Genomic DNA, 13586 nt, shown 5'->3' with positions numbered 1-13586 from the left:
GTGAGCTGGGTAGAACATAAAGGTGTGGATTTCTCCCGGCGAGGCCAGCTCTGGAAAAGCATTCTGGTATTAGCCATTCCGGTAGCTGCCCAGATGATCCTGCAATCCCTGTTGGGAATGGCCGATGTGATCATGGTCGGTGTGCTGGGCTCTGCTGCGATTGCAGCGGTTGGGCTTGCTGCAAAAATGCACTTTTTGTTGTTAGTGTTGATGAGTGGCCTGGCAACAGGCTGCAGTATTTTGCTGGCGCAATATCTCGGCGCACGGGATTACCATCGCTGCCAGCGCACCCTGGCAGTCACCCTGGTCGTGGGTAGTGCCATCATGATCCCGTTGATGCTGGTGTTTGGTGTCGCGGCCCATACCTGGGTGGGATGGATAAATCCGGACCCGGAGGTGGTCGACCTGGCCGCGCAGTATCTGGTTATCACCGCACCGGTATTAATTATTACGCAGTGGATTGTTATCTACGAAGCTGCGTTGCGCACCCAGGGCCAGACAGCATTGCCACTCTTGGCCGGCGTTGTCGCTGCCATTGTGAATATCCTGCTCAATTACGCACTGATCAGTGGCAACTGGGGTTTTCCCGCCATGGGGGTTGCCGGTGCTGCCTGGGCAACGGTGATTGCGCGTGCCTTGCAATTGATGGTGCTGCTGGGATGGGTATACGGCAAAAAACACAATTACGCACTGAGCCTTGCGCAATTGCGCGAAGGTTTTGATCGCCAGCAAGTGGCACGCTATCTTGGATTCTCCCTGCCGCTGGTTGCCAACTATGCTATCTGGGCTATTGGCAACTCCACCTATCACTTTGTAACCGGCTTTGCCGGAACCCAGGCATTAGCCGTGATGGGCGTTATCGTTCCCATCGAAAGTGCATTCTTCGCATTATTTGTGGGGCTTGCCAATGCCTCTGCGGTTTTAGTGGGAAGGGAATTAGGTGCAGGCAATAACGACAATGCCTGGAGGCTGCATCAATTTTTTGATCGCTTGACGATAGTGTTGTTGGTCGTTTTTAGCCTATCCCTGTGGTTTTTGCGGCCCTGGATTGCCAGCATCTTCGATCAACTGGACGCAGCTGCGACCCAGCTTTTACTCAACACCCTCGCCGTGTTCTGTTTATTGGTATGGGTAAAAATTATTAACATGATGCGCATTATCGGTGTACTGCGCGCCGGAGGAGACAATCGTTTCACACTGATTACGGACACCATCGTCATGTGGGTATTTGGCCTGCCTATCTACATGGCTGCCGTTTTCCTCAGCCAGCTATCGTTCGTCTATCTCTATGCATTCATGTTCCTGGAAGACGGACTCAAATTTATTCCGGTAATCCGGCGGGTTATCAGCCGTAAGTGGATGAATAATTTGAGTGAACGGTGATTCAGTCGTTGACTAAACCATTAAAAGGGAAAAATATGATTCACAAAAGTAATAGAAAACCTTCACTGGTTAATTTATTAGTTGGTATTGCTGAGCGTTTTTCTGAGAGACTCTGGGTTCGTATTCCTATTGTGTTATGGCGAGCTGTTTTTGTCGATTTGGCTCCAAATCTACCTAGAACAAAGCTCTTTGTTCTTACATCCAAAGGTCGGTTTTATATCGCTGTTTATGCAGTCTTAATCTCTTGGATTCTATGCCTTGTTATTCCTGGTATATGGTCCTATCTATTAGGGACTCATTTGGGAGATGATCCTAGTAGAGTTTATTTTTTTACTGATGTACATAATTTATGGATTTATATTGTTTTTGTTCCTGCGTATGTGGCTGGAGGGACGATGGTTATATCATCAGTAATTGGTGGTTTCTATCATATAAGGGAGTTAGAGGAGATACTTGGTTGTAAACCAATAGAAATATCCTCTATTCATTGGAAAGTACCACTGTTGGTTTTGTTCTTGCTTGCTGTGGCGTTCATACTTACTTCAACCTATATTAGTGATGTCAGTAATATAGAAAGAGTAGGCTTTACATACTGGTTTTTGGAAAAGCTTCCGTCAGGTGATGTCAAGCTTAGTTCTCTTGGTGTCTATTACTTTCTTTTGAATTTCTTGCTTTTGCTTTTTACTCTTATTTCATTGACTTTTTTTATGAGTGTTTTTTCTGGTACTATCAGGATTGCAAAGGCACTTAAAAGTGTTGCTCCAAATGCTCTGAGTGAATTGAAGTTTGATGTGTTTGCTGTGAAGCTCCAAGTCTATGTAAGTGCCTATTTAGCTGCTAAATTTCAGGTTGCAGCTTATATCTGTAATTTTTGGTTATGGGAAAAATCTCCACTGGGTAATACAGGTAATGTGATGGTTGCCCATATTTTTTTATTTGTTGTATGTGCTATTTTTCTTGCCATTCCTCGGTCATTTTTTGAATTGCAATGGAGTAATCTTCAAAGAAAATCAGGATTTAAGGATGTTGAGGATTTTGAACTGGATTCATTGATGGCTGAGTGGCAGAGCTGGGCTTCATGGGGGGTAGATGTTTTATTTATCTCTACAATTCTTGTAATCCCATACTTGAGTCAATATATGAGTTACAGTAAATAAGTAACTTTAATTTTTTGGCAATTTTTTATTTGGCTGATATAGGAAGGGATTTAATAGAGGTTACTTGCAAATTCTATCCACCAAGTGCTATTGTTTGTAAATGAACACCATTTCCCTCTTCATCACCCCTCAATTTTCTATCTTCGCGCAGGAGAGCCTTGCTCTTTGCGTTTTTCACGCATAGGGCGATTAGGCAGCTTGGTTTTTGCTTAATCGCCGGATCATCCAAAAAACCTGCCAGATCTTTTGTTAAGTTTCGTTGGGATGCTGTTGTTTGCAGCGTCATGTCGTTCTATTTTTTGGAGAAATTAAAGATGGTTGCTACTACAGAGACCTCATTGGTGATCAGTAACAGTGATTATCAGCGCCTGGTTCAGTTGATTGAGGATAATGACTCCCCGGCTGCGGAGGCGCTTGATATTGAAATAGGGCGCGCTACCCTCGTTGCCGATGCGCAATTGCCTGCGGATGTGGTGGCGATGGATTCCGAGGTGACATTTGAGGATCTGGATTCCGGTGAACAGAAGACGATTCAGCTGGTGTTTCCGGCACAGGCTAATGTCGACCAGTTGAAGATTTCAATCTTGTCACCGGTGGGCAGTGCGCTGATCGGTTTGCGCATTGGGTCCAGTATCGACTGGCCTGTGCCTCAGGGAAAAGTGCGGCGCTTGAAAGTGATTGCGGTAAAACAAGTGAACTGACCCGGGCCGCGGGTGCCCGGATGTTACCGGGTGGGAATCATCAGGATGGCTTTTGGGGTTTGAGCATTCTCACCAGTGTTTTGTCCTTGCGCCAGACGTGGTGTACCAGGGCGGCGCCGGCGTGGATGGCCACCAGGGCGATGAGTGCCCAGGCCAGGTATTTGTGGCCCAGGCTGGCGATATTCAGTTGTTCGTTTTCAAGTAGCACCAGCGAGGGAACCTGGAACCAGCCAAACACCTGGATGCTTTGACCTTCGGCAGTACAGATCAGGTAGCCGCTGACTAAAATGGCCAATAGCATGACATAAAGCCCCAGTTTGCTGAGCGCTATGCCGATACGCATTCCGATAGTGGGAGCCAGGCTGGTCGGATTTTTACTGGTGAGGCGCCATAGCAGGCGTAGCGGCACAATCATTAACAGCAATATACCCAGGGCGTAATGCAGGTGTGCAATTTGCAGGTAATTGCTTTGGTAGTAGCCATAGGCGGTGAGATAAGCTCCGAGGCCAAATAGAAACAGCGTGAGCAGGGCGCTGATCCAGTGCAATACAATACTGATAAGGCCAAAGCCTTGGGTTGAATCTCTAAGCATCGTTATTCTCGATTATTAAAATGGTATCGGCTTAAACGGTTGGTAAGCCCGGGTGCATAAATCGCTGAGGGGCTTAACGCGACAATAAAAACGCCTTGCAGAATTTTATGCAAGGCGTTTTTTTAGGGACCTGGTGTGAATGAGAAGGGGTTCTAACCAGCCCTGTTCCGTATAACAAGGCTTGGTTTGTGCCGGATCAGGATTTGTCTTTTATCCAGGTAAGCCAGAAGTGTTTGGCATCGGCGACGGGCATGGGCCTTGCCCAGTAATAGCCCTGGGCGTAAGTACAACCGAGGCCGCGCAGGAGGGCAGCGGTGCTGGCATCTTCCACCCCTTCGGCAATGGTTTTTAGCCCCAGGCTGCTGGCCATCTGGATAATGGCGCGGACAATGGCGGCATCGCCGCTGTGGTTATCCATTTTGCGCACGAAGGATTGGTCAATCTTGAGCGCTTCCACTTCAAATTTTTTCAAATAGCCCAGGTTGGAGTAGCCGGTACCGAAATCATCAATGGAGAAATGCACACCTTCGCTACGCAAATTGGCGAGGGTGTTGGCGAGACGTTCACTGTCTTCAATCAACAGGGATTCAGTGAGTTCCAGTTCGAGGTATTGCGGCGGCAATTGGTTGCGGGTGAGTGCGTTGAAAACCAGGGTATCTATATTGCCGCGCTTGAACTGGATGGACGAGATATTGATGGCAATGCTGAAGTCCGGCATACCTTCATCGATCCAGGCGCGCGCTTGTCGGCAGGCTTCATTAATGACCCATTCGCCCAGTTGGATAATGAGCCCGGAAGATTCTGCCAGCGGAATAAACGTAGCCGGGGAAATATATCCCTGTTCGGGATGGTTCCAGCGCAAGAGCGCCTCAAAGCCGCAAATGCGATGGCTCTGCAAATCAATTTTGGGTTGATAGTGCAAGGAAAACTGCTGTTCCTGCAGGCCGCGCCGCATACCGGAGATCAGGCTGATGTGCTCCAGCATGTTGTGGCTGATGGAGGAATTGAAAAAGCGGAAGCTGTTGCGGCCCGAATCCTTGGAGTGATACATGGCGATATCGGCTTTTTTGATCAGCTCGTCGAGGTTATCGCCGTCTTGCGGTGCCAGGGCAATGCCGATGGAGCAGGTGCAAAAGATATCGATATTGCGATACAGGTAGGTTTGGGAGATCAATTGCAGTATGTCGACACTGGCATCGGAGGCGTCGTCTGCCGATTGGATATTGGGCAGGAAGACCAGGAATTCATCGCCGCCGTAACGGCAGACGAGGGTTTCATCCCGGGTATAGCTGATCAGGCGCTGGGCGACTTCCTTGAGGATGTGGTCGCCCGCCTGGTGGCCGAGGGAGTCATTGATGGGTTTAAGGTTATCCAGGTCGATAAAAATGATGCCGAACAGCTGTTGCTGGCGCTTGGTGCGCGCGTAGATCTCACGGAAGCCAGCTTGGGCCATGCTGCGGTTGGGCAGGTTGGTCAGGGGATCGTGCAGGGCCAGGTGTTCGATGTGGTCCTTGGCACTTTTAACCAGTTGGTTCTCCCGCTCCAGTTCGGTCAGGGCCTGGCGGTAATCCTCGGCCAGCATCAGCGCACTGAAGCCGATCACACCCAATACCACGGCGGCGATAGCGCCTGTGGCAAGGGTGGTCGGCAGGACCTGGTTAACGTGTATACCGGCCTGGTTGAGGTAGCCGATCAGGAGGCAGATGCAAATCGCGAGGCTCATCAGGATGAGCAATTGACGCCGACTGCCAAGCAGGGCTGCAAACAGCAGGATACCGCTAAAACCGAGCGGGACGCTGCCGCGGATGCCATTGCCGGTCCAGGCCAGGTAGAACAGCATCAGGCTGAGGCTGATAAACAGGATCCAGGTACCCAGGTCGATTTTCTTATGGGCTACGGCCCAGTCCACGCTGAATAGCAGCAGGCCCGTTGCGACTATGACCACCATATCGCGGTAGAGGCCCAGGGCGATGAAAATCAGGGTAACGGTCAATAGGGCAATCTGGGTGACACGCAAAATCTGCAACAGGCGCCGGGCTTTTTGCCGGGCGAAATCCTGGTGTATTGACCCGGCACCATTGGGTGTGGGCAGGGAATCTGGTGGTTGGTTCATGCGCTGTGACCGGGTTGATAGTAAAACGTGACCGAGTCTGGGCGCTGCTTTTGGCGACCCCGGGTCACCTTTAGTTATAGCCGAACTGTTTCAATATGCCCGAATTAACTGTGTAATTTATCGCGAAACATAAAAAAGACCGCGCCCAGCAGGCACAGCCCCGCCCAGAGATAGTCGAGTTTGAGCGGTTCTTTCATGTAAAAGATGGCAAAGGGGACGAAGACCGACAGGGTGATCACCTCCTGCAGGATTTTGAGCTGCCCCACGCTCATCACGGTATAGCCGATGCGGTTGGCAGGTACTTGTAGCAAGTATTCAAACAGGGCAATTCCCCAGCTGACCAGCGCAGCGATGATCCAGGGTTTCTGGTTCAGCTCCTTGAGGTGGGCGTACCAGGCGAAGGTCATAAAGATATTGCTGCAAAACAACAGGCCTATGGCGATCAGGCTGGGGTGCATGGTGTTACTCCTTGGGGGCGGGGGGAGTGTCGGGAGATGTACCCTGCTGCTCTTGCAGGCGGCCTACGGCATAGCTGCTGAAGATACTGATCAGCCAGGCGGCCACAAAGAACCACTGGGCCTGTTCCAGGCTGGGGTCGGCTGCCGTGGCCTGGCGAACCTGGAGCAGTATCTCACCCAGGTTCAGGTTGAACTGGCCAGTGGCCAGGATGTCGCGCGACAGGTCCTCTGCAATGCGCTGGGCAATACGCCAGGCGCCGACAAACAGGTAGATCACGGCAAGCAGGGCGGGGATACCAAACACCAGGGCGCGACTATGATGCTTGAGGTACCAGAGCCCGGCACCGGGAAAGATAAATGCCGAGTAGAGGGCTGCCTTGGTGGAGATTTTCATAGGTCGGCTCCTGTCATGGTTTATTCCTCGACCAATTGTTCAAGGCGATAGCCGGCTCCGGTAGCGGCATCACCCAGGTGGTCGACCAGCCAGGGCAGGGCTTCCTCCATGGCCTGCCAGAGTGTCCAGGGGGGATTGATCAGGATCATGCCACTGGCCGTCATGCCCTGCTCGTGGCCATCGGCACGCACAGCCAATTCGTACAATTGGATATTGCGGATACCGGATTTTTTCAGGGATTTCTCCAGTTCATCAATGCGCGCGCGCGCCACGACCGGATACCAGAGTGCATAGGTTCCGGTTGCAAAGCGTTTGTGGGCCTGGATGATCTGCTTGGCCACCCGTTGGTAATCACTTTTGACTTCGTAGGAGGGGTCAATCAGTACCAGCCCGCGCCGCTCGGGCGGTGGCAGGAGTGCCAGCATTCCGGCCAGGCCATCTTCATCGGCAATTTTGACGCGATTGTCCTGCCCCAGATGCTCCTTGAGGATTTGGACATCGGTGGGGTGCAGCTCGTGCAGGAAGAGCCGATCCTGGGGGCGCAACTGCTGATGCACCAGGCATGGGGAACCGGGGTAGCGAGTCAGCTGTCCTGAAGGGTTAGTCTGGCCTATCCTTTCCAGGTAATGCGCAATAGCGGCAGGTAGCGGTTCGCCGGCTTTGGCCAGCTCCCAGATTTTGCCGACACCGGCAGTGAACTCACCGGTTTTCCGGGCCTGGATTCCGTTGAGTTTGTAGAGGCCGGCGCCGGCATGGGTATCAATAATGCGCAGGGGTTTTTCTTTTTGTTGCAGGTAATCAAGGCTGTGGATCAGCACAGCATGTTTAAGGACGTCGGCGTAATTGCCGGCATGAAAGGCGTGTCGATAACTGAGCATAACGCGTGGGGCTCCCCTGGGGGCGGCAGACAAAAGTCGGGCATTATAGCCACGGCAGTTTGCGGGCGGCATAGCGGGTTCTTTCTCGCCCATGGTTTGTCAGGTTAAAGTACCCGCCTTCTGGCGCAATGGGAATGGAATGTTGACTGTATTAAACCGTTTTCGGGTGTGGTGGTGGTTGCCCCTTTGTGCTGTCGGGCAAGCCTTGGCTGCAACACCTGAAATAGAAATCAGTGGCGGTATTAAAAGCCTGCGCGAAAACATTCGCCATTACCTGAGTATCGCTGAAGAAAGCTGCACTACCCAGCCCTGGCGCCTGAATGCCTTGCTCGGCTCCAGCGAGGCGGAAATCCGGTCGGCGTCTCAGGCACTGGGATATTACGAGCTGCAATACGAAGCCAAACTGACGCGCGGCGATAACTGTTGGGGGTTGGAAATCAAGCTGACGCCCGGCGAGCCTGTACGGGTGACAGAGCTGCGCATCGAGGTGTTGGGGCCGGGAGAGGCCGATCCGGTTTTCCAGCCGCTGTTTGAAAATCCCGGTATCAAGATAGGCAATCGCCTTAACCACGATAATTACGAAAAACTCAAAGCCCGCTTTGGTACTTATGCGGCTGCCCATGGTTATTTTGACGGCGAATTTGCCCTGTCGCGCGTAGAGGTCAACCGTGCCGAACGATCGGCGCGTATTGCCCTTGTCTACCACACCGGGCCGCGCTACAAGATCGGCGCCATCAACCTGCAACACAAGATACTGTCGGAAGCATTTCTGCGCCGCTACCTTACCTTTTCCGAAGGCGACCCCTACGACAGCGATAAATTGCTGGATTTGCGCACCCAGCTAAATGCCAGTAATTATTTCGCCGTGACCACCGCATCGCCCAATTTGCAGGAGCTGGAAAATGGCGAGGTAGCGATTGATATCGTGCTGGAAGAGCGCAAACGCCGCGAATACTCCGTGGGTGCCGGTGTGGCGACCGATACCGGGCCGCGCCTGCTGCTGGGCTATGAGGATCGCTATATCAACCAGCGCGGCCATCGCCTGAGCGCCGACCTCAATACCTCGGAAATTAAAACCACGGCGGAAGTGGCCTATACCATCCCCATGCAGAAACCGGCGCAGGAGTTCCTGCGCATCTACACCCGCTACCTGGATGAAAATAGCGATACCAAGAACACCACCAAGCATGTCTACGGTACCAGCTACAGCTTTTTACAGCGCAATCGCTGGTTGCAAACCTATGCGCTGGATTATGAGCAGGAGTCATCGCTGATCCAGGGGCGCACCGTCAGCACTGATCTGATTGTGCCTTCGGTATCCTTCACTCGTACCCGCACCGATGGCAATCCCTATCCATTAAGCGGCTGGTCACTGCTGGGGAAACTCTCGGGGTCGCCCCAGTCTTTAGGTTCCGATTTCAGTTTTGTGCAGTTCTACGGGCGCGCCAAATGGATTACCGCCCTGGGGCCCGGGCGGCTTTTATGGCGCTCGGAGCTGGGGACTACCTCGACCGTGGATTTCGACGAACTGCCCGCGTCGGTGCGCTTTTTTGCCGGTGGTGACCAGAGTGTGCGCGGTTACGCTTATGAGTCGCTTGGCCCTACCGGGATTGTCAATGGCGAGGAAGAGGTCATCGGCGGTAAACACCTGCTGACGACGAGTGTCGAATACGATTACCGCCTGCCGGAAAAGGATTGGGTATTGGCTGCATTTTACGACCTGGGTAATGCGGCAGATACCCTGGAAAATGTTGAGTTCCAGCGCGGCGTCGGGTTGGGGGTGCGCTGGATTTCGCCCATAGGCCCGGTGCGCCTGGATTTTGCCAGGGCATTGGATGGCGATGAAGGGTGGCGGATACACATCAGTATGGGACCGGATTTATAAGCATGTTCCTGAGGCGATTGCGCAATTGGCTATTAGGCCTGCTGGCAACGGTATTGATCCTGCTCGCCAGCCTGAGTGCCCTGGTGGAAACCCAGACGGGCAGCCGCTGGGTGCTGCAATGGGTGGCGCGCCTGGTACCGCTGGAACTGGGTGATGTGCAGGGCAACCTGCGCACCGGGCTGGATATCCGCTATCTGGGGTATCGCCAGGGCGAGTTGTACATCCGTATCGAGCAGGCCAGTTTTCGCTGGCGCCCCGTGGATTTACTCTACGGCGCCCTGGCGGTGCAATCGTTGCGCGCCCAGCGGGTGCTCATCCAGCTACCTCCCGCGCAACCCGATCCCGAACCCAAGCCGCCGTTTAGCCATTGGCCTTATCTGGGAATTGGCCTGCGCATCCAGCTCGGCGGCCTGGATGTGCGCCAGATCCAGTTCCGCCAGGGCGATACGGCCCTGGAATGGGAGTCGCTCAGCGGTTCCCTCAGCCTGGGCACATTCCATTTGCGCTACCGCGACCTGGCCCTGGAGCACCGGGGGTATGGCGTGCGCCTGAGCGGGATGACTGACCTGACTTTCCCCTACGACACCCAGGCAGAACTGGAGTGGCGGGTAGGTGCACGCGATGCAGACCCGGCCAGTGGTGCGGCGTTTCCCTACCTGGGGCGCGGACAGTTGCGCGGCGACCTGAACCGGTTGCAACTGGATGCGACCAGCCGGCAACCGGTCGTACTGAATGCCAGTGCGCGCCTGGCCCTGGTGGATGGGCAGCGCCAGCTGGTGCTGGAACCGCAAATCCAGCTGCAAGCCGACTGGGCACAACAGACCCTGCCTGCTCCCTGGTGGATACCTGAGCGCCAGCCACCAGTGACCAGCGCGCGCCTGGAAGCAGAGGGCAACTGGCTGGGCTATAGCGCAAACCTCAAGGGCAATATGCAACTGCCGGAATTGCCGGGTGTTGACCTGGATCTCAAGCTCCAGGGCGATACCCGCCAGGTGCGTATCGAACACCTGCATCTGCGCGAGCAGTTACTGCTAAACCAGGCGGGTTCCAGTTCAACGGCGTTGGCAAAGCAAGCTTCTTCCCCAACCAGCGAGGGCACACAGGGTAGCGCCACCCCGTCTGCCCAGGTTAGCGCCAGCGCTGGCGCAGCGGATCCCAATACCGTCCCCGTCAATGCCCAATATCTCTCCCTGTCCGGTGAATTGGCCTGGCTGCCGCGCCTGGAGTGGAAACTGGATACCGATGCCCGTTACCTCAATATCGCTACCCTGGTGGAGGACTGGCCCAGTAACCTCAAGCTGGCGTTTGCCAGCCATGGATACCTGGATTACGGCAGCAAGGACTGGCAATTGACGATAGATCAACTCCAGGCCAATGGCAGCCTGCGCGACCTCAACCTGGAAGCGGGCGGGCAAGTCGATGCCAATCCCCGCCGCTGGCGCAGCAATGGCTTAAAGCTGGTGTTGGGGGCCAATCTGGTGGAGTTGAAAGGCGGCCTGAGTGACCAGGTCTATCTCCAGTGGGATCTGCGCGCGCCCCTGCTCAACCAACTGGATACCCGCCTGTCGGGCAGTGTGCAGAGCCAGGGGCAGTTACAAGGCAGCCTGGGGTTGCCGCAACTCAGTATGGCCCTGGACGCCAGCCAGGTTCGCTGGGGGGATTACCAGGTAGAGCAGCTTAAGTTGAGCATGCAGCCGACAGTGGCCGCCGGGTCAACCGCTGCTGGTTTGTTGGAGGAGGCGTCGGTGCCATCCTCCCAGGCAAGGCCGCTGGCGAGCCTGCTGGCAGAGAGTCGCAACCAGGCCCTGGACGAAGCTGCCTTGCGCCGCGCGCGCTATAACCTCAGCCTCGCCGGGAGCAAAATCTATATCGGCGATGAGTACCTGAGCAGCCTGAGCCTGGCAGGTGAGGGCTCTGCTGAGCAGCACAACCTCAAGGCCAGCGTAAAAAGCGCGACCTATGGCAGCCTGGATATAGGCCTGAATGGTCGCTACGACGGGCAAAACTGGGTTGGCCGACTGGAGGAAACCTCCATGAAAATCAAGCAGGTGCCGCGCTGGTGGCTGGTTAGTAGCAAGCCCATACATCTGGGGGGGGAGCGGGTATCGGTCGGAGCCCAATGCTTTACCACCCGCACCAACCTGACGAGCGCTGTCGAGCGCGATCCAACGGCGGCGCAATACCTGGGTGAATCGTATAACCCCAACCAGTCGCCGGTTGATAGCAGCGATTGGATATCAGCCATGGCACTGCAAGCCAGCCCTGTGGAAAAGTTGCCGCCACCGCGTTTGTGTATTCATGGCGAATGGAAGCCGGATGCCGGCTTGGCGCTTAAGGCACTGCTGGATGCCGTGCCCCTGCGTCAGTTCTATGCCCTGTTTAAGCCCGAGGTTTACTTTGCCGGGGTGATGGATGGCAGCCTGCAAGTCAGTGGGCCCAGCCTGGCACTGGACCAATTAAAGGCCAGTATGGGAGTCAGCACCCGCAATGCTGAATTGCGCTACCAGTTTCCCGGCGGTGAAACGGAAATCTATCCCTGGCGCGAAGTCTATTTCCGGGCCAGCCTCGATAAGGGGCAACTGGCTGGTGATATGCGTATGCAGTGGGATGGCTATGGCAGCCTGGATGCAGAAACCCGGATCAACCTGCTTACCAGTCAAATCAACAGTGCCCGCGTGAAAGCCGCTTTCCATAACCTGGCGCCGCTGGAAACCCTGATGACGCCAATCAATAACGCCACCGGCGACTTCCGGGTTGATATTACTGCTGCCGGGCCGCTCGCCAGTCCGCAGGTATCGGGCGATGTTAGCCTGCGCGACGGGACCGCCAATATCCCCAGGTTGGGGCTGGACCTGCAACAGATACAGTTGCACCTCACCGCTGATCGCAGCGAGCGGATGAGCCTGGTGGGCCAGATGCATTCTGAGCAGGGCGCAGTCAGTCTGGAAGGTCAGTTGAGCCAGTTGGGTTCGGCGGACTGGCAGGCGCGTGCCAGCCTGCGCGGTAGCGATTTCCGGGTTATCAACCTGCCGCAGCTGCGCGCCAACCTCACCCCGGATGTGCAATTGGAAGCCAATGCCGAGGCCGTGCGTGTCTCCGGGACGGCGGCTATCCCCTGGGCGCGCGCCAACATCAAGACCTTGCCGCCCAGTACAACCAAGGTCTCCAGCGACGTTGTGGTGGTTGATGATCGCCTGCCCCAGACACACGCAGACGCTATGGCTTTTTACACCAATATCCGCCTGACCCTGGGCGATGATGTGCGCTTTAAGGGCTTTGGCCTGGATAGCCAGTTGGGCGGTGATATGCGCTTGTTTAAGGATGCCCATCGGCAGTTGATGACCGATGGCTTTGTCGCTGTGCGCAAGGGAACCTATAAGGCCTATGGCCAGAACCTTACCATTGACCGTGGTCGCCTGATCTTCCAGGGGCCCTACGATAACCCCGGCCTGGATATCCGCGCCTCGCGGGTGATTGAGGATGACGAGGACATTGAGGTGGGACTGGAAATCGGCGGCACCCTGCAGCGCCCCAGTGCCAAGGTCTACTCCTCTCCCTCGCGCTCGGAAAGTGAAGCCATGATGATGCTCCTTACCGGCAAGCCATTGCGTGACAGCTCGGGTGCGGATGCCAGCTTGCTGCTCGGTGCCCTCAGCGGCCTGGGGGATGACTCGGCGGGTATCACCCAGGGGATTGCCAATTTCTTCCGGGTCGATGAACTGGCCATCAACTCCGATAAGGGTATCGACCAGAGTGAATTGCTGATCGGCAAGCAGGTGACGCCGCGCCTGATGGTACGTTATATGGTTGGCCTTTTTGATCAGCTGACCAGCCTGGGTGTGGAGTATCGCCTCAGCGAGCGCCTGCGCCTGGAAGCGGAATCGGGCGAGACCCAGAGTGTCGATATCATCTACAAAATTGAACGCTAGGTGCCAGCTCCAATACCCGACCGGGTAAATTAGCGCAAACCCCGTGGATTCAGCGGCTGTTATCGGTTACATAGTGCCTCCCCTACAATAACTCAC

11 protein-coding genes are annotated in these 13586 nt (G+C 54.8%); 5 read left to right on the top strand and 6 right to left on the bottom strand.

The window, feature by feature from the left end; genetic code table 11:
• Both CJA_RS16290 and CJA_RS16285 read left to right on the top strand, forming a co-directional pair.
• Nucleotides 1–1383: an MATE family efflux transporter gene (locus CJA_RS16290; protein ID WP_012488955.1), complete on the top strand. Its 1383-nt coding sequence runs from the start codon at nt 1–3 to the stop codon at nt 1381–1383.
• Between the two features lie 35 nt (nt 1384–1418).
• Nucleotides 1419–2540, top strand: a complete 1122-nt coding sequence (locus CJA_RS16285; RefSeq protein ID WP_012488954.1) for a hypothetical protein — start codon at nt 1419–1421, stop codon at nt 2538–2540.
• A gap of 73 nt (nt 2541–2613) precedes the next feature.
• Here CJA_RS16285 and CJA_RS19405 read toward each other — a convergent pair whose 3' ends face one another.
• On the bottom strand, nt 2614–2826 hold the full coding sequence (locus CJA_RS19405; RefSeq protein ID WP_148208908.1) for a hypothetical protein: 213 nt from the start codon (nt 2824–2826) through the stop codon (nt 2614–2616).
• 28 nt (nt 2827–2854) lie between these two features.
• Here CJA_RS19405 and rnk point away from each other — a divergent pair, with 28 nt between their 5' ends.
• Nucleotides 2855–3241, top strand: a complete 387-nt coding sequence (gene rnk, locus CJA_RS16280) for a nucleoside diphosphate kinase regulator (protein WP_041551669.1) — start codon at nt 2855–2857, stop codon at nt 3239–3241.
• 40 nt (nt 3242–3281) lie between these two features.
• Here the strand turns inward: rnk and CJA_RS16275 are convergent, their stop codons facing one another.
• The 5 genes from CJA_RS16275 to CJA_RS16255 form a co-directional block, all read right to left on the bottom strand.
• Complete coding sequence (locus CJA_RS16275; RefSeq protein ID WP_012488952.1) at nt 3282–3833, bottom strand: cytochrome b; 552 nt, start codon at nt 3831–3833, stop codon at nt 3282–3284.
• Nucleotides 3834–4029: 196 nt separating this feature from the next.
• Nucleotides 4030–5946: a putative bifunctional diguanylate cyclase/phosphodiesterase gene (locus CJA_RS16270; protein WP_012488951.1), complete on the bottom strand. Its 1917-nt coding sequence runs from the start codon at nt 5944–5946 to the stop codon at nt 4030–4032.
• Between the two features lie 104 nt (nt 5947–6050).
• Nucleotides 6051–6404 carry a DMT family protein gene (locus CJA_RS16265; RefSeq protein WP_012488950.1) on the bottom strand — a complete coding sequence of 118 codons (354 nt, stop codon included), beginning with the start codon at nt 6402–6404 and terminating at the stop codon, nt 6051–6053.
• Nucleotides 6405–6408: 4 nt separating this feature from the next.
• A complete protein-coding gene (locus CJA_RS16260) occupies nt 6409–6798 on the bottom strand; it encodes a hypothetical protein (protein ID WP_012488949.1) in 390 nt (129 codons plus the stop codon).
• A 20-nt stretch (nt 6799–6818) separates the two neighbouring features.
• The gene (locus tag CJA_RS16255; RefSeq protein ID WP_012488948.1) at nt 6819–7676 is read right to left on the bottom strand and encodes a 23S rRNA (adenine(2030)-N(6))-methyltransferase RlmJ; all 858 of its coding nucleotides are present in this window, start codon (nt 7674–7676) and stop codon (nt 6819–6821) included.
• Between the two features lie 139 nt (nt 7677–7815).
• On the opposite strand from CJA_RS16255, the gene CJA_RS16250 reads away from it, so the two are divergent.
• The gene (locus CJA_RS16250) at nt 7816–9561 is read left to right on the top strand and encodes an autotransporter assembly complex protein TamA (RefSeq protein WP_012488947.1); all 1746 of its coding nucleotides are present in this window, start codon (nt 7816–7818) and stop codon (nt 9559–9561) included.
• Between the two features lie 2 nt (nt 9562–9563).
• Nucleotides 9564–13490 carry a translocation/assembly module TamB domain-containing protein gene (locus tag CJA_RS16245; RefSeq protein WP_041551667.1) on the top strand — a complete coding sequence of 1309 codons (3927 nt, stop codon included), beginning with the start codon at nt 9564–9566 and terminating at the stop codon, nt 13488–13490.
• Nucleotides 13491–13586 lie beyond the last annotated feature (96 nt).

The sequence above is a fragment of the Cellvibrio japonicus Ueda107 genome (assembly GCF_000019225.1).
Lineage (GTDB): Bacteria > Pseudomonadota > Gammaproteobacteria > Pseudomonadales > Cellvibrionaceae > Cellvibrio > Cellvibrio japonicus.
The sequence above is the reverse complement of the archived record's forward strand: the minus strand, read 5'-3'. Positions and strand labels throughout refer to the sequence as shown.

Bases quoted from the DNA above. Each gene is read 5' to 3' on its own strand.
- CJA_RS16285 (WP_012488954.1), top strand. From the start codon at position 1,419: ATGATTCACAAAAGTAATAGAAAACCTTCACTGGTTAATTTATTAGTT.
- rnk (WP_041551669.1), top strand. From the start codon at position 2,855: ATGGTTGCTACTACAGAGACCTCATTGGTGATCAGTAACAGTGATTAT.
- CJA_RS16245 (WP_041551667.1), top strand. From the start codon at position 9,564: ATGTTCCTGAGGCGATTGCGCAATTGGCTATTAGGCCTGCTGGCAACG.
- CJA_RS16250 (WP_012488947.1), top strand. From the start codon at position 7,816: ATGTTGACTGTATTAAACCGTTTTCGGGTGTGGTGGTGGTTGCCCCTT.
- CJA_RS16265 (WP_012488950.1), bottom strand. From the start codon at position 6,404: ATGCACCCCAGCCTGATCGCCATAGGCCTGTTGTTTTGCAGCAATATC.
- CJA_RS16270 (WP_012488951.1), bottom strand. From the start codon at position 5,946: ATGAACCAACCACCAGATTCCCTGCCCACACCCAATGGTGCCGGGTCA.
- CJA_RS16260 (WP_012488949.1), bottom strand. From the start codon at position 6,798: ATGAAAATCTCCACCAAGGCAGCCCTCTACTCGGCATTTATCTTTCCC.
- CJA_RS16255 (WP_012488948.1), bottom strand. From the start codon at position 7,676: ATGCTCAGTTATCGACACGCCTTTCATGCCGGCAATTACGCCGACGTC.
- CJA_RS16275 (WP_012488952.1), bottom strand. From the start codon at position 3,833: ATGCTTAGAGATTCAACCCAAGGCTTTGGCCTTATCAGTATTGTATTG.
- CJA_RS19405 (WP_148208908.1), bottom strand. From the start codon at position 2,826: ATGACGCTGCAAACAACAGCATCCCAACGAAACTTAACAAAAGATCTG.